The 21,067-nt window shown below is 38.3% G+C and carries 11 protein-coding genes and 6 pseudogenes; 8 read left to right on the top strand and 9 right to left on the bottom strand.

Going from position 1 to position 21,067, the window contains the following annotated elements:
• Together J502_RS10965 and J502_RS10960 are read right to left on the bottom strand one after the other, a co-directional pair.
• Window positions 1–3,618 (bottom strand): cadherin-like domain-containing protein (locus J502_RS10965; protein ID WP_034684122.1); only part of this gene is annotated, 3,618 nt, incomplete at its 3' end.
• A gap of 42 nt (window positions 3,619–3,660) precedes the next feature.
• On the bottom strand, window positions 3,661–4,524 hold the full coding sequence (locus tag J502_RS10960) for an OmpA family protein (RefSeq protein ID WP_034684121.1): 864 nt from the start codon (window positions 4,522–4,524) through the stop codon (window positions 3,661–3,663).
• Window positions 4,525–4,657: 133 nt separating this feature from the next.
• Between J502_RS10960 and J502_RS10955 the strand changes: the two are divergent.
• Window positions 4,658–4,846, top strand: a pseudogene (locus J502_RS10955) (IS982 family transposase); the annotation flags it as partial.
• A gap of 55 nt (window positions 4,847–4,901) precedes the next feature.
• On the opposite strand, the pseudogene J502_RS10950 reads toward J502_RS10955, so the two are convergent.
• The 3 genes and pseudogenes from J502_RS10950 to J502_RS10940 form a co-directional block, all read right to left on the bottom strand.
• Window positions 4,902–5,834: pseudogene (locus J502_RS10950) on the bottom strand (IS5 family transposase).
• A gap of 53 nt (window positions 5,835–5,887) precedes the next feature.
• Window positions 5,888–6,025, bottom strand: a pseudogene (locus J502_RS10945) (transposase); the annotation flags it as partial.
• Between the two features lie 666 nt (window positions 6,026–6,691).
• Complete coding sequence (locus J502_RS10940) at window positions 6,692–7,354, bottom strand: IS1595-like element ISAcra1 family transposase (RefSeq protein ID WP_034684118.1); 663 nt, start codon at window positions 7,352–7,354, stop codon at window positions 6,692–6,694.
• A gap of 35 nt (window positions 7,355–7,389) precedes the next feature.
• Here J502_RS10940 and J502_RS16625 point away from each other — a divergent pair.
• Window positions 7,390–7,764, top strand: a pseudogene (locus J502_RS16625) (IS1 family transposase); the annotation flags it as partial.
• A 110-nt stretch (window positions 7,765–7,874) separates the two neighbouring features.
• On the opposite strand, the gene eat reads toward J502_RS16625, so the two are convergent.
• Window positions 7,875–9,296 carry an ethanolamine permease gene (gene eat / locus J502_RS10935; RefSeq protein WP_034684116.1) on the bottom strand — a complete coding sequence of 474 codons (1,422 nt, stop codon included), beginning with the start codon at window positions 9,294–9,296 and terminating at the stop codon, window positions 7,875–7,877.
• A gap of 181 nt (window positions 9,297–9,477) precedes the next feature.
• Here eat and J502_RS10930 point away from each other — a divergent pair, with 181 nt between their 5' ends.
• Together J502_RS10930 and qhpR are read left to right on the top strand one after the other, a co-directional pair.
• Complete coding sequence (locus J502_RS10930) at window positions 9,478–10,482, top strand: phosphotransferase enzyme family protein (RefSeq protein ID WP_034684115.1); 1,005 nt, start codon at window positions 9,478–9,480, stop codon at window positions 10,480–10,482.
• A gap of 98 nt (window positions 10,483–10,580) precedes the next feature.
• A complete protein-coding gene (gene qhpR / locus J502_RS10925; protein WP_004681105.1) occupies window positions 10,581–11,615 on the top strand; it encodes an AraC-like transcriptional regulator QhpR in 1,035 nt (344 codons plus the stop codon).
• A gap of 68 nt (window positions 11,616–11,683) precedes the next feature.
• Here qhpR and J502_RS10920 read toward each other — a convergent pair whose 3' ends face one another.
• A complete protein-coding gene (locus J502_RS10920; RefSeq protein WP_034684113.1) occupies window positions 11,684–13,027 on the bottom strand; it encodes an aspartate aminotransferase family protein in 1,344 nt (447 codons plus the stop codon).
• 423 nt (window positions 13,028–13,450) lie between these two features.
• Here J502_RS10920 and J502_RS16835 point away from each other — a divergent pair.
• Window positions 13,451–13,539, top strand: a pseudogene (locus J502_RS16835) (transposase-like zinc-binding domain-containing protein); the annotation flags it as partial.
• A gap of 85 nt (window positions 13,540–13,624) precedes the next feature.
• On the opposite strand, the gene J502_RS10915 reads toward J502_RS16835, so the two are convergent.
• Window positions 13,625–13,810 carry a hypothetical protein gene (locus J502_RS10915; protein ID WP_034684112.1) on the bottom strand — a complete coding sequence of 62 codons (186 nt, stop codon included), beginning with the start codon at window positions 13,808–13,810 and terminating at the stop codon, window positions 13,625–13,627.
• A 154-nt stretch (window positions 13,811–13,964) separates the two neighbouring features.
• A pseudogene (locus J502_RS10910) lies at window positions 13,965–14,417 on the bottom strand (LysR substrate-binding domain-containing protein); the annotation flags it as partial.
• Between the two features lie 441 nt (window positions 14,418–14,858).
• On the opposite strand from J502_RS10910, the gene J502_RS10905 reads away from it, so the two are divergent.
• The 3 genes from J502_RS10905 to J502_RS10895 are packed head-to-tail and all read left to right on the top strand — an operon-like array spanning window position 14,859 to window position 20,976.
• Window positions 14,859–15,533: a hypothetical protein gene (locus tag J502_RS10905; protein WP_004681107.1), complete on the top strand. Its 675-nt coding sequence runs from the start codon at window positions 14,859–14,861 to the stop codon at window positions 15,531–15,533.
• Window positions 15,534–17,807 (top strand): hypothetical protein, encoded by a 2,274-nt coding sequence (locus tag J502_RS10900; protein WP_034684111.1) that lies wholly within the window; start codon window positions 15,534–15,536, stop codon window positions 17,805–17,807.
• Entirely contained in the window at window positions 17,791–20,976 is a 3,186-nt protein-coding gene (locus J502_RS10895) for a site-specific integrase (RefSeq protein ID WP_034684110.1), read from the top strand. The genes J502_RS10900 and J502_RS10895 overlap by 17 nt, the downstream gene beginning before the upstream one ends.
• Window positions 20,977–21,067 lie beyond the last annotated feature (91 nt).

The raw sequence follows: 21,067 nt of genomic DNA, 5'->3' as shown, positions 1-21,067 counted from the left end.
AGCAGTCGGAACATCATCAATCACTTGTACAACCAGACTACCTGTTGTTGTTACCCCTCCTGCATCTGTGACACTCAGTGGAATGCCACTCAGAAGTAAATCATCATTTCCAACAGCGCTATGTGTCTGGGCATTGTTCAAAGTATAGGTATAACTCAAACTACCTGAAGTTGGGATACCACCTACACTGCTATTTGCCGTAAAACCATTTAGAACGATGGTTCCACCAACGACGTTGATCGCTGCCGATGGGTTGCTGCTACTCAGTGATTGTAATTGTGAAAGGCTAAAGTTCTGTCCGCCTATGTTAATACTGCTTAAGCCATCTCCTGCATTGATCTGAATCGTTCCACTGGCAGATTCGCTCGCTGCACTTGCGTTACTACCTGTACTTAGACCACTTTCATACACTGTAATCTGACCACCAACACTGCTACCGTTCTGATCGTTCGGTGTAATGCTTGGTAGGCCATCGGTATGTCCGTTAATGGTGATGGTTAATGTCGTGGTACTCCAGTCCCCATCTGCATCTTTAATGGTGTAGCTAAATGTTTCTGTGAGCTTGCCTCCATCTTTTAATGCATTCACGGTTGCGTTATTTGGGTCAACGGTATAGCTGTAACTACCATCGCTATTGAGTATCAGTGTGCCGTAGTCACCTGCAAGTCCTGTTCCACCAACATTATCTGTTTGTTCTGTTGTTGAGCTTCCTTTGCTGACTCCTGTCACTTGTGTTGCATCTGCACCTAAACGGTCAGCAACATCTGCACTATTGCTACTACCACCTGTGATCACGTTTCCTTCAAGTGCTGTACCGTCTTCTGTCACTGTGCCTGTGTCAGCTTTCGCTTCTGGGGCAGTATCTGTAATGAGAATGATCAGATCAGTCGCTACTGAGCTTTCATCGGCATTGTCTGTCACTATAATTGGGAAACTATTACTTACGCTGCTATCACCACCGCTGTGGTTTTTGCTGGTGCCACTTTGTTGGTAGCTATAACTGACTTTGCCTGTTACTGGATCATAGTCGGTAAGGGTCAGTGTTCCTTGTGTACCTATGATTGTTTTTGGTGTGGTCGGGGATAGACCCAAGAGTTCGCTGGTCAGAATGGTCGTGCCACCAATCGTGATAGATTTCAGTCCATCTGCTGCGTTGACGGTAAACTCGCCTTGTACTGGGGTCGTTGCATTTTCGGCAATGCTGTTCGCACCAAGCGCTGATCCATTATGATCAGTGATAACCACGTTAGGTGCGCCATCGGTATGTCCGTTAATGGTGATGGTAATGGTCGCTGTCGATTTATCTCCATCTCCATCGGTAATGGTGTAGCTAAATACGTCTTGGAGGCTTTGGTTATCTTTAAGGGCATTTACATCCGTATTGTTATTATTTAATTGGTAGGTGTAACTACCGTCAGCACGGAGAATTAATGTTCCGTATTCTCCATTCACTGCTGTATTCAATGCGCCATTTGCTACGTGTTCACCTGACGCAACTGTTCCAGCCTGTACTCCACTGACGTTAGCTTTGTCTGCGCCTTGGGTATCAGCTGTATCTCCACTAGATACGCCTCCTGTCAGTACGTTGCCACTGACTGGATTAGGTACGCTGTCTTCTGTAATGCTATTCGTGTCAGGCTTCGCAACAGGTGCGTCATCTATAATATTAATAACCAGATCACCCGAAGCTGTTTTATCGCCATCGATATCTGTCACTTCCACTGCAAATGTTGCATTGGTATTATCACCTGACGTATTCGCAGGAAGTGTGTAGCTATAGTGGATAGTACCTGTACCAGTTGCCGAATTGTATTCATAGCGTGCAGTTAAACCATCCGAGAATGTTTGATCTGCTGTCGTTAGGGTATGTCCACCTAACTTCACTGCATCTTGAGAAGCCAAACTATCTGGAGAGGTAAAAGCAATTGTACCGCTTGTTGTTTCCTTATCAGTAGATGCTTTAGAGCCACCATTATTCAAACCTGATTCATAGACTTTGGTACTCTCTCCATCGCTCGAAGGAAGCGTAACAAGAGGCGCACTATTGCCAATGACTAATGTCAAGCTAGCTGTTGAGCTATCCCCATCACCGTCAACCAATGTATAAGTAAATACCTCATTTACACCGCCCGGCGTACCTTCATGACGCTCGTAACTATATTCACCTGTGGTCTTATTGAGTATTAGAGTACCATACTGCCCTTCGACCGTCAGCGTTGTGCCATCATCTGTTACCACGTTAGCAGATACATTATCACTAACCACTGTGGAGATGCTCACTCCATCGGCACTAATTTTGTCTGCACCTGTAGCCCCACTACTCGTACCAACACCCGTCAGTACATTTCCAGTTTCAGGGGTAAATTGATTAGCAGCCACATTATCGATGCCGTTTTTGGCAAGTGGTGCATCATCAATAATGCTAATGACTAGACTGCCACTGCTCACAATATTACTTTGATCTGTCACAGATATACCGACTTCTTCCAGAAAGTTATCGGTGTGTGATGCATCGTTGGTAACAGGTTGATCTAGTTCATATTCATAAGTAATGGTGCCACCCGTAGATACGCCATTAAATTCCTGACCATTTGGCGTATAGTCAGTAATGATGATCTTGCCATGAGGCGTGTTGATAATAATCGGTGTAGTTGAGGCATTTTCCAGATCTGTTAGCAAAATATTGGTATCACCAACCGTAACAGACTTTACGCCATCACCAGCCCCAATCGTAATACTACCCGTTTCTTTATTTGAACCCGATGTATCAGTTAAACCCTGTTCATATACAGTAACATGCCCCTGTTCAATTAATGCATCAGTAGTATTGTTCGGATTTTCACTGCCGCCATTTTCATCTTTTATGCTAATCGAAGGATTTGCATCAGGTGTAATGGTGATTACCAATTCCGCTGAAGCGGTTCCACCCTGGCCATCACTAATTGTATAAGTAACTGTTGGAACGGTGCCATTCCAGTTAGTCGCAGGGACAAAGTGATAAGTTCCATCGGCATTGAGCGTTAGCTCGCCAATTTTATCAATTGTAACGGTTTGGCCTGCATTATAGCTTTTACCCTCCACAACAAATTGAGTAACTGTGATTGCGTTTCCATCAGGATCACGATCATTAGTTAAAACATTGCCATTAACTGGGGTATCTTCAACACCTGTAATTTCATCCTTAACGGCGATTGGCCATGCGTTTTTATTCCCTCCACCGCCACTTCCTGCGGCTGCAATGATGCCACCAATAACAGCACCACCACCAATAATCCATGGCAGTAAAGACCCACCTGCCGCACTAGCAGGTAATAAGACCTCAAGCCCAGGTATTCCCTTAAAACCAGAAACACCATCAAACCAGTATAAGATACAACCATCTTCTTCAAAAACCAGATCAGAATCAACTTTGTCATATACGACAAAGAAGTTTTCGATAAGGACAGTTTCACCATTATTTAACTTTAAAATCAGGTTATTGCCATCACGTAAAAACTCTGCTACATCATTACGATGCATTTTGGTATGGACAATTGATGCTTCTGTTAAAGTGATATGTTGCGTGTTGATAGATACTTTATTTAAAGAATCTTTTTCTACTACAATAAAATTTGTCATGTTCTGTGTGGCCTATATTCGTTGAAACTTTTAAATGCTGAATTACTTGGTAATGCCCGTAATTTGTACCGTCACGCGACGATCGGGCTGTAAACATGCTTTTAGTGCTTCACGAGATTTAACCGTAGGACAGCCGTCCGTGACTGGTTGATTCTTCCCTGCACTTGCCACCGAGATAATATTTGCGGATACGCCATTTTGAACAAGCAGACTACGTACAGTTTCAGCACGATTCTGACCAAGTTTTTGGTTATAAGTTTCGCTTCCTAGACGATCCGTATGACCGACCAATATGATCTTACTGACAGAAACAAAACCTGTTGAAATTTTTGATGCTACGTCCTGAACTTCCTGACGGCCTTTAGGCAATAAATCATTTAAAGATGAACCATCAAATTTAAATAATGTATCGGCTGCCAAATCAATTGTTTCAGTATGCTCAACAGGAGCAACGACAGGCTTTTGAGCTGCTGGCTGTTGTCTACAAGCCAAAGGATGACCATTATTTGAAATAAAAGTTACACCAGCAGCATCTACAGAAAGAATAAAGTTACGATCTTTTAATTGATCTGGCCGCAAGTCGACATCGCAACTCTGACAATTTTTTTCGCCGCTACAATTTTTAACTTTGAAATTATAAACTTCTGGTTTTAAATAATACTTTGCCGTATTATTGATATAGAATTTACCTGATTCAATACTGTCAATATAGAAATGAATTGGGCAACTCTGTTCATCTCTTGTATCCCCTGCGCATAATTTAGCATCTCTGTTGACATTGATCTCCTGATTATAACCTTGCTTATTATTTTGAAACCGTAAAGCAGAAGGCTTTGAGTAAGGATCAGATGCACAAGAGGCTACCACCAATGAAATTACAGTAGTTAAAAGCGATAATTTCCACATAAACAACCCTTGGTAGACTTAATGTATTATTAGATTTGTATGACATATTTACGCGAATCTCAACTTTTTAAGTCTTTGAAATAAAAAGGAGATAACCCAATTTAATTTTCGACTAAGAAAAGCAAAGCAAGTTATGTCCATTTACGAATTTATCATTTCTGTATTTTTAATCATAGAGCAACTTTACTCAGCGATTGTCATTCAACCTTTAAGAAGTAGAGGATTTCCACCCGCTTTAAGTGATATTGAAATTCTTACTATACAAATTGTGGGAGAGTTTCTTGGCTTAGATTCTGATAAAAACATCTGGTTCTACTTTAAACAGGCTTTGTTGCACAAAGATTTAAAAGACAGCACTCTGCTCATTTGAACAGAACTCAAGTGATCACTTGAGTATGAGGACGACCTAATTCTGTAAATCTGTTCAATACGGCTATGCGTGCATGAATCTCATTCACCTGACTCGGAAAACTCCTTGCTGTTAATTTATCGCCTAATAATTTAATGCAATACATCTTAGTTTCTACCAAACTTCGACGATGATAACCAGACCACTTTTTCCAAAGCGTTCTTCCCAAACGTTTCACTGTTTTTAGTAATTCATTCCGCTCTAAAGATCTCAATTTCTGATCTTTCCATGGCTTTGCATTTTTCCTTGGTGGAATGATCGCATGTGCAGCTCGATCTAAAATGACTTGTCTGCAGTGCTTCGTATCGTAAGCACCATCGGTATAGACCGAATCAATTCGTTCATCTAAAGGAATTTGAGCAAGTAAATCACCGAGTACTTGCGAATCGCTCACATTATTTGTAGTAAGCTGTACTGCACGTATTTGCAGGGTTTCAGCATCGATACCAATATGCAGCTTACGCCATTGGCGATGATATTCAAGTCCATGTTTCCTACGTTTCCATTCACCTTCACCTAGAAACTTCAAGCCAGTTGAGTCTACAAGTAGATGTAACCCATCACTATTTTTTTGATAGCTAATCGCAATATCAATATGTTTTTGTCTTCGACAAAGCGTACTGTAATCTGGCGCTGTCCAACTTAATCCACATAGTTTAATCAGGCTTTGAACAAAACCTGTGACCATGCGTAGAGAGAGTCTGAATAAAGATTTGATCATTAAACAGCATTGAATAGCGGTGTCTGAGTAAGTTTGACTTCGACCTTGCTTGCCTTGTGATTGTGCATACCACTGAGTGTTTGGATCGAACTAAATAGCAATATTCCCACGATTAATGAGAGCTCTGTTATATGCGGGCCAATTGGTTGTGCGGTAGATTTTGTGTGTAAGCTTCTTCATTTGAAAATTATATTGCTGAAGAAGCCGTCTATGCTAGGTTTGTGCAACAAAGTCATTTGGTTTTGATGAACATCAAATTCAGCACTCAATTCAGCAAGTGTTTTTTCTGCTTTAATCGCAGCAAGTGCTACCTTAGCTTTAAAATCATTTGAATGATTTCTTCTTGGTCTACGTGCCATAAAATACTCCATATATTGATGTTTATAACATCATTTGAGGAGCAGAATATCACTTATAGGAGTTGTTCAAATTTACGGATCCATCTCTGACTCATATAATCAATCACGTGCATATTTTTTAATTCTCACAACAATTCAAATAAAGCAATAAATTGATTTATTTGTATAAAAAATACTACACACAATAAAAAGTTATGGGCAGTAAAAATATTTAAATCCATGAGTATTATAATACCAATGAGGCATGAGTATTCTTTTACCAAAGAATCTCAATAAACGTATTTTTCAAAAAATAAATGCAATAAAAATTAAATAAAACCATCAAAATATTTACATTATAAAAATTCCTGCATATATTAAGAATACACAAACAAAATACGATCAACCAAAGAAGAAAGTCATCTAAAGCAGTCTTAAAATTGGGTTTTACTCATGACAAATTCAACGAATAAAGTACTAAAAACATTTCGGGTGTCATCCAAAAACCTGAATTTATATTGCTACCCACAAAGCATCCATGCTTTTGTGTGTTGGCATGCACTTTTTTCTCAGCTTGAGATTCAACAACGTGAGTTCACTTTTAAACTTCTGTCAGATGCAAAATGTGAAATCCCTATCATCATTACAGATAAGGAAGATACATATTTAGGCTCTAGACTAGCAGATTTACACTTAATTTTACCTAATGAGGTTCCACAGCTCAGTTGCTAACTCATTAGGTTCCCTCATCCAACGCCATTCAGTTTCTTTAAGATGATAATCAAAGTACTCTTTTGATATGCCGTTAAACTTTGCTAGCCTTCTTTTACAAAAGCTCCAAAATGATTCTATTCCATTTATATGACATTCTCCTCTAGCAAACTCATTTGCTCCGTGATTTACCCTAAAATGCTTTGAATAACCCACATCAACAAGACCATTATAGCCACGCCATCCATCACTATAAATCACACGCTCAAGTGAAACTTTACCAATGATAACCTCTTGTAAAGTCTTCATTTTACAGTCAGGTACGATTTCAGTATAGACGCGCCCATTACGTTCGAATATTCCAAATACTGGCTGTTTTAGAGTCCCACGACCACGCTTTAACTTTCCATGAAACCCACGTTGCCTTTTCGCTCCAAAATAGCTTTCATCTACTTCTATTGAACCAACAAACTTAGCTCTTAAATCTGTTTGATGATCATAGATAGTTTCTCTAAAAAGCATGTACCAATAGTTAATCGTATTACGATTTAAATTGAGTAATAAGGCTGTTTTGGAAGCAGGAATATCAACACAAAAGCATTGAATAATTTTTTTAATCTTGTAGTGACTTAATTTACTGTTTTCTATCATGATTCTAGACTAACATAATCATTTTGCTAGTCTAGAGCCAAAATAATAAACAATGGCTTATTTACGCCTACCATCGAGAAACAGGTGAGTTTGTTGCTTATGTTTGGGGTAAGAGACATTTAGCTACAGTCCAAAGGTTGAAGACAAAGCTTAAACAATTAGGTATTCACTACACCCGAATTGCAAGTGATCATTGGGACAGTTTCATCACTGCTTTTAAAAACTGCAAGCAAAGTATTGGTAAGTTGTTTACTGTAGGAATTGAAGGTAATAATTGCAAAATAAGGCATCGAATAAGGCATGGTTTTAGAAGAAGTTGTAATTTCTCCAAAAAGCTTGAAACACCACCTGGAAACCATTTTAAAGCCTTCGACTTAACCTTCTTTTACATCAATAATGGCTTCATTTAATCTCAGCATACTTTTTAAAACACCACCAAATAATTTAATGAGCATTTAAGAATATCAAGCCCATTAAAAATGGGATTGATATTCTTAAAAATTAGGTAAATTTCACTCAACTATTCATCTCTGATTTCAATAGATGCAAACTCTTGTTCAGGCGTGCCTTCCACCAGATGATGTCTGCTATACAGCAGATAATACAGAATGAATAAACCATAAATTAGCGCTGCCAAACACCATACTTTTGGATTAACCATTAAACCCGCCACCACTGCAGCACAGGCCAAAACCAATGCTATACTTGAAGTGACGATGCCGCCGGGTGTTTTATATGGTCGTGCTAAATCTGGACGGGAAAAACGCAATTTAATATGCGACATCATCATCAACACATAAGAAATGGTGGCACCAAACACCGCAATCAAAATCAGCAAATCTCCTTCACCCGTTAATGACAATACAAAGCCAATTACCCCAGGAATCACAATCGCCCATTTCGGCGCTTGTTTATTATTGGTGAGCGATAATATTTTCGGTAAATAACCCGCACGCGATAGGGCAAACACTTTACGCGAATAAGCATAAATAATCGAGAAGAAGCTTGCTACTAAACCTGCTAATCCCACAAAATTCACAAAACTGGCAATCCATGAATGCTGTCCATAGACTGCAATTAATGCATCAACCAATGGTGCTCCTGAGTTTTTCACTTGCTCTGCACCCATCGCACCAGCACTTAAAAACAAAATCAGCAGGGCAAATGCAGCCAGAATCAACATTGAACCAATTAAACCACGTGGTAAAGATTTGACTGGATCTTTGGCTTCTTCAGCAGCCAAAGGCACGCCTTCAACTGCAAGGAAAAACCAGATTGCAAACGGGACAGCAGCCCAAATGCCCATGTAACCGAGAGGCAAAAATGAACTCGCCCCCGCAGTATTTGGCATTACTGCAATATTAAATAAATTGGCAGCATTAAAGTGTGGAACCATTGCCACTATAAACACCAACAGCGCCACACAAGCAATTGCGGTAATGCCAAACATTATTTTCAGAGCCTCACCTGCACCTTTTAAATGAATTGCCATGAAAAACACATAGCAAAACAGATAAATCGGCCAGCCACCTATGCCAAATAAAGCTTCACAATAATTGCCAATAAAAACTGCAATTGCGGCAGGGGCGACTGCATATTCAATCAGAATTGCAGTCCCTGTAAGATAACCACCAAATTGCCCAAACGCCACTCGCGCAAAACTATAGCCCCCGCCTGCTGTTGGCAGCATGGTCGACATTTCTGACATCGACAAGCTCATGCATAGATACATAAATGCCACTACAATCGTAGCAACAAATAATCCGCCCCAACCACCTTGCGCAATACCAAAATTCCAACCTGCGAAGTCACCCGAAATCACATAAGACACCCCTAACCCCACCAACAGTAACCAACCGACGGCACCCTTTTTCAGTTGGCGTTGGGCAAAATATTCGGTGTTATCTGCGACACTCTCCGTCATTATCATTTCATTTTTCATGATGCTCGATCACCTTTTCACCAAATTCGACCACTTTAATATCGGTGAAATATCGGCTTTAAACTTGACAATAAATCATGAGCATAGTCGCTTGAAGTCAAGTTGCTCTTTTTTTTCTTTTATAAGATCAGCTCAAAGTCTGGGACTCCGCACCCAAGATCAGCATGAAAAGGAGTACAACATGAGCGTCCAACAAAATGAATATTTAAGCATTCAACAACTCTACGAATTGGCAAAAAAAGCCATGCAAACCTATCCAGCATGCTATCAAGGCGAGATCAAATTACTCTGCCAATCTGAAAATGCCACCTTTGTTGTGAAAACCGCTCAACAACAATATGCACTACGCATTCATCGTCCCAATTATCATTCCAAACAACAAATCGAAAGTGAACTAGCATGGTTAGATGCGTTAAATGCGCATGGCATCGCGGTGCCGATTGCCATTGCCGACTGTCATGGAGATAAAGTCCAAACATTGGCACTCAGTCCAGATATTTCAAGGCATGCAGTGCTCTTTCATTGGGTGAAAGGTGTAATGCCTACAGCAGATAATGTCGATCCATGTGATTTTAAGCAGTTGGGTGAAATCACAGCACAACTGCACCTGCACAGTAAAACATGGGAGATGCCAGCCTACTTCCAACGTATTGTTTGGGATCATGAAAGTATGGTTTTTGCCGATGGACATTGGGGTGACTGGCGTCATGCCCAACAGTTAAAATCGGTAGATCATGCCGTGATTGATGAGGCAATTTGCCGTGTTGCCACCGAGCTAAATCAATTTGGGAAGTCCAAAGATCACTATGGGCTGATCCATGCTGACCTCAGACTGACCAATCTGTTGTTGAATGAAAAAAAGGTTGGTGTGATTGATTTTGACGACTGCGGCATGGGCTGGTTTATGCATGACTTAGCTGCAGCAATTAGTTTTAATGAACACTATACTGCTGCACCCAAGTGGGTCGAACAATGGTTGAATGGTTATGAAAAAATTGGGCATGTGAGTGCAGAAGAGTATGCGTTGGTTCCCACCTTTATTATGCAACGTAGAATCCAATTGATGGCTTGGTTCGGTTCACATGCCTATACCGACATGGCCAAAAGTTTGGGAGCGCAATGGTCGGATGAAACTGTGCGACTTTGCAAAAAATATCTTAACAACCAAATTCCAGCAGGTATATAAAAAAATACCTGTAGGCAGAAGCAAACCGTAAAGCATTGAATGGCATAGCTCTTGCTTAATTTAGAACAATAACGGTTCTGTATTAAAAGAGGCTATGCATGATTCAATTTAATCCTCTCTCCATCAACGCTCAAGACATCAGCAACCAAGGCATTTTATCAGCTGCCGCGACAGGCCTAAGTGACTTTATTCTGCATAAAGGTGCCGATGTCGATCGCATTTTTGGGATCAGTGGTATTAATCCTGAATTATTGCTCAGCCCCACCCTCAGTTTGCAACTCACCAATTATTGCGAAGTCTTGGAACAATCCGCAAAACTATCACATTGCGATAATTTCGGACTGCATTATGGACAGCAATTTCATCCCAAAGCTTTAGGACTGATTGGCTATATTGGTTTATGTTCAGCATCGCTGGAAGATGCATTAAAGAACATGACCTCACATTTTAATCTGCATCAAAAAGATACTTTATGCCGTATGGTTGAAGTCAATGATGCCTATCGTTTCGACTACCAAGTCCAGCATGGTGCAATTTTATCGCGACGACAAGATGCCGAACTCACAGTGGGCATGTTTATGAATGTAATTCGTGAAGTCTTGGGCACACACTATTCACCACGCGAAATTCATTTTGAACACCCACGTCCCGAGTTTTGGCAAGAACACAGTAAACTGTTTAATGCATCAGTGTTTTTTGATCAGCCATTCAATTCAATTTTGATTGCCAAATCAGACCTTAAAACCGCAATGCCACAGTCAGACCCGTTGCTGCTCACCATGATGCTCGACACTTTAAAAATTCTGAATACGCAATCGCAGTCACAAAGTTTAACCAATCAAGTCCGTGCACACATTCAGCAAGATTTGATTCATGGTGAACCCAACTTGGAAAAAGTTGCACTAGATTTACATATGAGTCCATGTACCTTATCACGGCGCTTAAAATCACACGACATCACCTTTACTCAACTAATTGATCAAGTTCGTTATGAACTGGCCAAACACTATATTCAACAGAAGAATTTACCGATTTCTGAAGTAGCATTTTTATTAGGCTATTCCGAAGTCAGTGCCTTTTCCCGTGCATTCAAGCGTTGGTTTGGCTGTACACCACGCCAATTACGACATTAAGTGGTAAGAAATCAATAAAAAAGAAACCCCGCTCATTGAGCGGGGTTAAATATGTATGACATTTAAGTTTATTTTTGCAGTTTACTTAAGGCTTGATCCAACGCTCCAACCAACCAATCAATATCTTTTTCTTGGAACACCAATGGTGGACGTAACTTCAAGACATTGCCATATGGTCCCGCAACAGAGGTCAGCACACGATGCGTATTACGCAATTCTTCAATCAAATCCAGTGCCAGAGCTTTATCAGGCATTTTGGTGAAACGATCTTGTACCAATTCGAAACCAATAAATAAACCAGCACCACGCACATCACCAACACAGTCATACTTTTCCATCAGCTTACGCAATTCTGTCAAAAGTAGACCACCAAGGCGCTGACTATGGGCTTGTAACTCTTTTTCTTGAATAGTTTTCAGCACGGCCTGCGCCGCTGCCATCGCCACAGGATTCCCCCCAAAGGTATTGAAATAAGGGATTTTTTGACTAAAGGCAGACAACACATGATCTTTCGCGAGTAAACCTGATACTGGAATACCATTGCCCATCGGCTTGCCTGTGGTAATGATGTCGGGCACCACACCATGACGCCCAAAACCCCAAAAAGAATCGCCTGTACGAGCAAAACCAGGCTGTACTTCATCAGCAATGAAAATACCACCATTGGCATGCACTACATCCACTGCTTTTTTCAGGAAACCAATAGGATTTGGCATTACCCCGTCTGATGAAAAAATGGAATCGGCTAAGAAGCCTGCAAACTTGATGCCATTGGCATTCATATCATCAATTTGTGCTTGAATTTGCGCGGCGAACCAGTCACCTAAATCTTCACCCTCAAAACGATATTGATCAGGTGCTGCCACCAAACGAGTTGTAGCAGCTAAGGTCTGTCCTGTACCAAGCGCAGGCGAACAGCCCGAAGTAAGATCACTAGTACCATGATAGGCTTCTTGCGACACAATAATACCCGTACCACTACTGTATTCACGGGCAATACGAATGGCCAAATCATTCGCCTCAGAACCCGTACACATATACATGGCTTTGTTAATTTCAGTCGGTGTGGTCGCTAAAAGTTCGTCGGTATAATCTAAAATGCGCTCATGTAAATAACGAGTATGTGTATTCAACATTTGCATTTGTTCATTTACGGCATTGATTACCGCAGGATGGCAATGTCCTATACTAGCGACATTGTTATAAGCATCCAAGTATTGATTGCCTGCAGCATCCCAAAGGTATTGTCCTTGCCCTTTTACAAGATGCACTGGGTTTCGATAAAACAAGCGGTAAGATTCACCTAAATTTTGGCTACGTCGATCGGTCAGTTTTCGGGTTTCAGAATCTAGTGCACTCGCATGCTCGGCACGGAAGCTATTGGTATCCATAATGGTAGATCGCGTATTCATCTACTATTCCTCTCTCACAAACTGTTTTTTAGTGCATTTGAATGATTTTTATATTGCACACTGCTCATTTTAAAGACTTGACTTTAGAGCGCGATATGTAATTTTTGAAGTCAAATCTTATAAGATAATTTCTTCACAATACGAGTGATAGGATATCTATCTGAGCACTTTTATTATGAAAAGTGAATAAATAGCCTTTAAATGAATTCGCTAAAGAAGCCTGACAAAAAATAAAGTTGAATTCCATCATCCCTAATAAATGATAAAACTACTGAAATTTATTTACAGGCTCTATATTAGTAATATGCATTTATCAACATACAAACTGAACTTTGAGCTATTTAGCAAAACTCATCCAATTTTTGGTGGTGTATCAAAAAGTATGCTAAAAAAAAGCAGGTTGAATTTTGATAAAATAGAGAAATGCAAATAACTCTAGAAATCAAATGTCCAACCTGCCTCAGTGACAGTATAAAAAAAATGGCATCAAAGTAGATGGGAAACAAAACTATAGCTAAATTCTAAAAACACTAGCACATGGAAACATCTGTAAAACCTCATTTCCTATGGTTTTAAGTGTGATAATAAAGTAAGTATTCAGCTATAGCTGGGCTGCATGCCTTGCATGGTTAAAATAGGTCCACCATAGACCAATAAGGCATTTTGCGCCTGTTGTTGTGTGTTTGAAGCGGTGCTAGACAGACTGGGTGCACAACCACTCATCATTACCACAGTGGAAGAAATCAGAGCCGTGAGTGCAAAAGGAATTTTATTAAAAAGCATGGGTTAAACATTTCATATTGCTAAATATTATATTTTGCTCCATACGAGCATTCGTTATAGGTATAAAACTTTAAATACAACACATCATCACTCTGACCTTAGTACTTTAAGCAAACTCTTGTCAGGCAGAATAAAGTGCTCAATATTGAACGAATTATTGCAATAACTTTAAGATGTGTTGCAAACGGACATTGTCTATATTTTCTTTATACACTGCATAAATCGGCGCAATACATGGATTGTTCGCCTTGAGTGCTTTATAAACAATCTGCTTATTCCAAAAGTCACGAATGGCCTCAGGCACGATGGATAAACCAATCCCTGCAGCAATCAAGTTTAAACTCGAGGTTAAACGTGGCGCTTCTTGTACAATTTTGGGACTAAATCCAGCTTGGTAACAACTGGCCAAAATATTATCAAATAAATCTTGCCCCGCTAAACGTCGGTACAACACAAAATCATGCGGTTCAAGATCCAGCAAATGAATTGGTTCGGCTTGTTCAGCCAAAGGATGATTGTTGGGTAAGGCCACAATGAGTGGCTCATCTAGTATATGTAGACTGGTTAAACCAAGGCCAATCGGTGCAGGTTTGCGTAAGAACACAATGGGCTTTGTTGCATAAATATGTAAGCATCTGATTTAAATAAATTTAATTTTGGATCAAAAAATAATCAAAACTTTTAAAATCATATAGTTATGAAATCTTTGTGCAACAAAGCCACATACTTATCAAAAATTGATTCCTGTTTGGTTTTAATTACCATTAAAAAAGATCAAATTTGAGCATTGTTATTGTAATAATCAACTATACTCATCCCTACTGTATTCATTGTAATCTGCTATGTGAACATCATAATAGAAACATGATATTTTTTGCCAACTCACAAATATAGCTAACTAATAGTGAGTATCTAATCGAGGAGGAAAATTTGAAACTTTCAATAATAAATAAACTTTAAAAACAAGGAAAAAATGATCCCTCCTGCCATATTCAAAAACTCTAAATATACGTGAATATTGCTGTATTATTTTTATTCAATAGCACACATGGATCTGACATCTGAACTACTTTTGAAGTTTCCAGCAACACAGATAAGTACTCTAAAAAATTTCAAAAAAAGCAGAATCACCATTCATCCACAAGCGTATGGTTTCAACTTATGCTACTTAAATATGTTTAAAAATCTCACTGCAGATTTAGATATTTCTAATCGCATAAAAGAACTCCATGTGTGGAAAACTTCAGAATTTGATGGCTACTCCATTTTCAATAATATTCACTTATATCTTAGCTATTTAAAGCAAGATATTAATGAAGTCACTTTAATTATTCACAATCAACAATCTTTTTCAGATGATGAGTTAGCATTTCTGATGGAGTTATGCAGTCGTGAATTTATTCAATTCATCAAATCTACAAAATTTGACATTAAGCCTTTGAACCCACGAAAAACATTGCACTTGATTAATACACATCTTTCACGTCAAACACTATTAACTCTTAACAAAGAATCATCTTTGAAGCCACACCATCAAATGAGCCTAGAGTTACTTGCACACTTGCTTTCATGCTCTCGAAACCAACTCAATCAGCGGATGAAAAAGATCAAGCAAGAACGTACACAGATTTTTAATGAATTATCATTACACAGCAGATGTGTAAAAGATCTCTTAGATCACTCAAATAGCGATCTGAGTGCAGAAAAAATTTGGAGATCTTAAATGTCTAATGATCTAAACGAACATTTTGATTTACCAATGATTTCAATTAAAAGAACAATTGAAAAATTGTTCGGTGATGAGCAATTTGAACGTGCACAACATATCAACTTTGTGATTGAACTATTGTCTTCTCAACAGACTGACAACTGTCTAGATGGTCTCAATCTCGATTGCTTTGACATCGATGTAGAATTTCAGTCAAATCTGCCCAAACCTTCAGTAATCTCTTTTTCTAAAAAAGTTAAGATCAGTGATCTACCGATTACTTCATATGTCAATTCAATTTCGCAATTATCTGAATCGCAGACGCATGCAAAAAATTGGAATATTCTAGTTTTAAAAGCAGCAATTTATTTAATTGCTCTTCCTGAGCTCAAGCCAGATCTTTTTAAACAAGCGCACGCCGAACACTTCAATACAGTAAAGCGCTTATTCCAACGTTTTAGAACTGCAAATAAAAATTTAGATACTGAAAAAAAATATCATAATACAGAAGAATATAAACGCCTCTGGAATGTCTATCTTAAAGATCTAACGCTGAGCTTAGAACAATTTATTCAACATCTGATCACATTAGATACGGATGAATTGCCTGAGTTTGATCGCAATCTACTCAATGATATTCGGATTACTTTTAACTACATTTTAAAAAACAAAGCGAAGATTGCACGTGCAAGTATCGATACGCAGCTTCAACATCAGTTTCTTGATGAAGAACAATTCATTGAAGAAAGTATCGAAATCAAAAAAGGGGCTAAATCTAAAGCACTGAATATAGAAACCTTAATCGATGAGCCGATTAATCGGCAAATTGTTGTCAATCCAACTGACGTCACACCACTCGCAGCACATTCAGAAACGAGTCAAAACTATGTTCTACCGCTTGTTGCAAAACATATTCAACGCAAAGAACATTTACTCACGTCGAGTAGTTTTTTTCCGAATCCATCTAGCGTGAACCATCTACTGAAAAGACTTCATGTGGACTACTCTGAACATCAAAATAAAAGTGCTTTAATCCTGATGCTCGCATTTTTGACAGGCAACAGTGTGAATGAGTGGCTATATATACAAAGCAAGCGAGCTAAAAACTTAAATAACCGCCAAAAATTGATCCATAAAAATGATCAATTCTTCTTAAGCAGTAAATTTAATGTATTTGAGAACCGTGATTTTGAGTATTCAACAAGCTTACTTAATCAGACGATCTATTTAGACATTCCAATCCCGAATCTATTCATTGAGGATCTCCGCAAAATGGATTCGGTTAGTTTCGATGATATACAGCAATATTTACGCAAATTAAGACAAGAATTATTGATTCCAAAACTGTCTGTCGTAAAGGTGAGTTCTCTACTGCATCATACGGTTCTTGCAAAAACAGGGAATAAACAACTCGCAGATTTAATCACAGGGATTGATGCCAATCAGTCATCATCTATTTCTTATTGTCATCAGAATATTCCACGATTACATGCACAATATGTTGATATTCTAAAATCACTTTGTGCAGATATAGCAAGCACATATGAAAGTTGTGTACCTTCGCCCCCTGATTCAATAATTCATTTTGGTAGTCGTAAAGCTCCAAAACCACAGATCATTACAGAGATTTTTGCTGTATTGAAGTTTAATATTTTTTCACAAGCTGAAAACGATCTGATTGCTATATACAACCACTACAACATATGGATGTGGCATATCCTCCTTCTTTTTACAGCAGCACGCCCCGTTGCTGAATTCCCTGGATTTCTTAAAAACTTTAATTTAAAACGCCAAATTTTGATGGTTTCTGACAAAGAAGCAGGCGGCCGCAATGGATTCGGACGTTTAATCCCACTTTGTTCATTTTTAGTTGAAGAGATAAAAAAATTCCTTAAATTTTTAGAATATTTTTCGACTCAAATCATGATGAGTCATCCAGCTTTAAGTGATGCTATACAACAAATAGAAGCAAGTAAGTTACCCTTGCTTGGAATCATTCAAAATAACAAGTGGAAACCACTAAGTCATTCTACAGTCAAAAATTTCCATCCTGAATTAGGACTTGCTCATGAAAATTGGCATCGCCACACAGCTCGTGCATTTTTGACTCATAAATTTTCTGAACCTGAAATTTTAGCTCTCTTTGGACATGAGCTCATGCAACAAGAAGCAGCACATCCTTTTTCCAGTTTATCACTATCTCAATTTTCTAAAATTGCGAATGTTTTAGAGCAAATGAAAGATCAATTTAAAATTAGCGGGATTGAAGTTCATGTCATCATTCAATAAAAAAATCCCAAAAAAACGCTATGCTGAAGATAGACGTCAATTCAAACGAGATGAGCCTAAAAAGGACATACGAGCTGATGCAGAACAAGAGCTCCGACAATACTTTGATGAACAAAAATTCTCAAATGAAGACTTAATTCAAGCTTATCCTGCAATTTATGAGTTTATTAAACGTAAAGCACCGAATCTTGCCTGGAAAAAATATGCTCATGAATTCTTCCGAACATATATCAAAGATCTTAATAAAAGTAATAACCTAGACCTCCCACTACCTTATCTCACCTTTGAGATGAAACGCGATGAACCAATTTTCACCCTAGATTGGATCCAAGCCGGTCATGAAATTGACATCATCCTCGAAAAACTGTGGGATTACTGGATTCTTGCTCAAGATAGTTCCGCTTTTTCTGATGATGAAATTATTGGAAATATTCTGCTTTGCTCAATGTTATACGGTGGATTAAATCAAACAGCTTCATTAAATGCTTTGCTCGAACATTTAAAAAACCCTGAAAAAATCCAAAAAATTTGCGATTTTAATATCATCTTTTTAGAGCCACTTTCTCCAAGCTATGGCGATCTATTTGTTGATGAAAAAACAATACGAAAATCACGTAATTTTGTTCCAGATCAACTCACACGACTCTGGCTCATTCACTTCAATACAAGACAAATTCGTGACATCAGTCTAGACGTGAATGCGTATCTGCACCTCATTTTTCAAAAAATAAAACATCCATACACCAAAAAGACTTTTAAGTTTTTACGTGACTACGCCAATTTTAATTGGCTACAACTGCAGAATGCAGATGTTGATCCTGCCCTTTCACAATGTTTGTTAGAAAACACACTCACGTGTGGTTTATCAGAACATGAGTTTGAAAACTTTGCATTCCCAAAATTTAAAACTCAATTAAGTGATGAAATCGAACGAAATGTCTCTTCTACAGCCAAAGTCCTACCAGATCTCAATACGTCTGAAGCAGTAGAGAATGTGATATTTATTCATAAAAACTTGCTGAAAATAATTCGCACATCATCAACGGACCAACCTATTGCTGAACTCATTATTGATTTTTGCCTGCGTCACCAAGAGCAGTTTAATGAGTTTTCTAAACGTATTATTTTGTGGCTCATCAGTCTCTATCTACCAACTTCAGAGCAAATAAAAAAATTATCAGCCACCTTTGATTTTGATACAACTCAGTACACGAAGGCATTTCAAGACAATCAAAAACTCGCAGATAGTTCAATCTATACATATTACACCCGGATCGCAGAACCGTTTTTAACTCATGCCTTACAATACTTCGATGCCGACAATGACATTAATGATCTGCTGAACAAAATCTATCAACAAATCATTAGCAATACACGACTTGCTGATGAAGCAGATCGACCTGAGTTTAAAAAATCTAAAGACCAAACAATCCGCATGTTGAAACGCTTTCACACCTTTCAACAAATTGTTTTTCAAGCAGAAGATTTCGAACTTGAATTTATTGCATCGCAAAGTAGACCTCGTGCACGCATCATTGGTCATACAGCCTTCCAGGTCATATTAAAGAAGTTAAATCAGCTCTTACATGACCAATCCATCTCAGACCATCACTATAAGTTATTAAAAATTATTTATATTTTGGCTTACCGTACTGGTATGCGTATTAACGAAATACTCGGGTTACGTGTAAAAGATATCGAGGGTTTAAATCAATTTTCTATCTGGGTTCAACCTTATGGTTCAAAAAAACAAGGTAATCAACATCTGCTCAAAACGGATAGTGCGGAACGGATTGTGCCTGCATACGCTTTGCTAAAAGATGATGAGTACCAATTCTTTAGCGATTTTGTTGTTGAAAAACGTTTAGAGAATAAGAAAAGTTTATATTTATTCAGCAACTTGAATGAAAATAAAAAACTGAATAAACATACTGTCACCGTACCCCTAAAACTGATATTAAATCAGGTCTTTAAAGGGCATCATTACTCCTTTCACTCTTTTCGTCACACTGCAGCGAATCATTTATCGCTTTTACTGAACTGTGAATATGCACCACTTGTGCAAAAGCTAACCGACTATAGCGAAAACGAATATCAAAAAATTCGAGCTGAGCTACTTCAAAATCAACATGGACAAAACCATTGGTTTGTTATTGCACATCTCTTAGGACATATAGAGCCAGTTGAAACATTCAAAAGCTATATTCATTTAAGTTATCTCATAGCTGGTCAAAAACTACTAAAACATCATCCAGATATGCCTAATGAATTGGCTAAAAAAATTATGGGCCACAATGCAACGTTTAAAAATTTGAAAATAACAAATGATGAAAAAGACTTTAATTTTGAAAAAAACCAGGCCGCTCTAGCAACTATATTATTGAACGATCAAACAAAATGGCTTCAAAGTAATGCTACTGACATTTTAGATGAACTGTCGGTACAAATAGATCAATCCCATAATTTTTTTGCTTTCTTTGTTGGAACAGAAGATTCTAAAATTTCACTTCAACGCTTTTATGAAACCTTAAATCAATTAGAGATTCACAATGATCCTCAAGCTGTATCTCAAAAAATGTATTTACCAGAAGAGCTTGTCAATTATTGGTATGAAAATGCCCTAAATTTAGCAAAAATTAAATCAAAAAAAGGGAATCCCCGTTTATTTAGTATTGATAGCTCAACCCAGTTAAAGCCAGCGATGCTTGATAGCGCTGAAGAGCTTCATGCAGTGACCTATTTTTTTGAACATCTACAGAAAATAGCTTGTAAAAATCCAATACAAATTGCATACGTCCTGAATGTATTTTTAAATCGAGTGACCGCATCACATACCGGTATCCATTATCGCTGGAAGGATATCGATCAACTCGAACATTTTTACTCCCAAGTTAAGGCTTTATTTCCTGCCAAATTTTGGCACTTACTTGGACAAGATTTGCAAACAAAGTTAGATGCTAAACAACAGCCTCAACTATTCAAATTAGCAAAAGCATTAACAGATAAACATCCATCAACTCAAGAGGAATTTCCTCGTCTACAACTCTACTCAGTAAAAGATGGTCATGCTCTTGCTGCATTTAAATTTTGCTTACATCTAGCATGTATCGGCAGACCTCGATCTCTTGAACTTAAAGCTGAAGGTCTAAAAATAACCACATGCTGTTAAATAATTTAACCGTTGCTTCCTTATCTAAAGCCAAATTTAATATATCTTCAGTAAAAATTGGATGTCTGAGAAACGATAATCAAATAGTATA

This window comes from Acinetobacter sp. 1294596 (assembly GCF_000582925.1).
In the GTDB taxonomy this organism is placed as follows: Bacteria; Pseudomonadota; Gammaproteobacteria; order Pseudomonadales; family Moraxellaceae; genus Acinetobacter; species Acinetobacter radioresistens.
The sequence above is the reverse complement of the archived record's forward strand: the minus strand, read 5'-3'. Positions and strand labels throughout refer to the sequence as shown.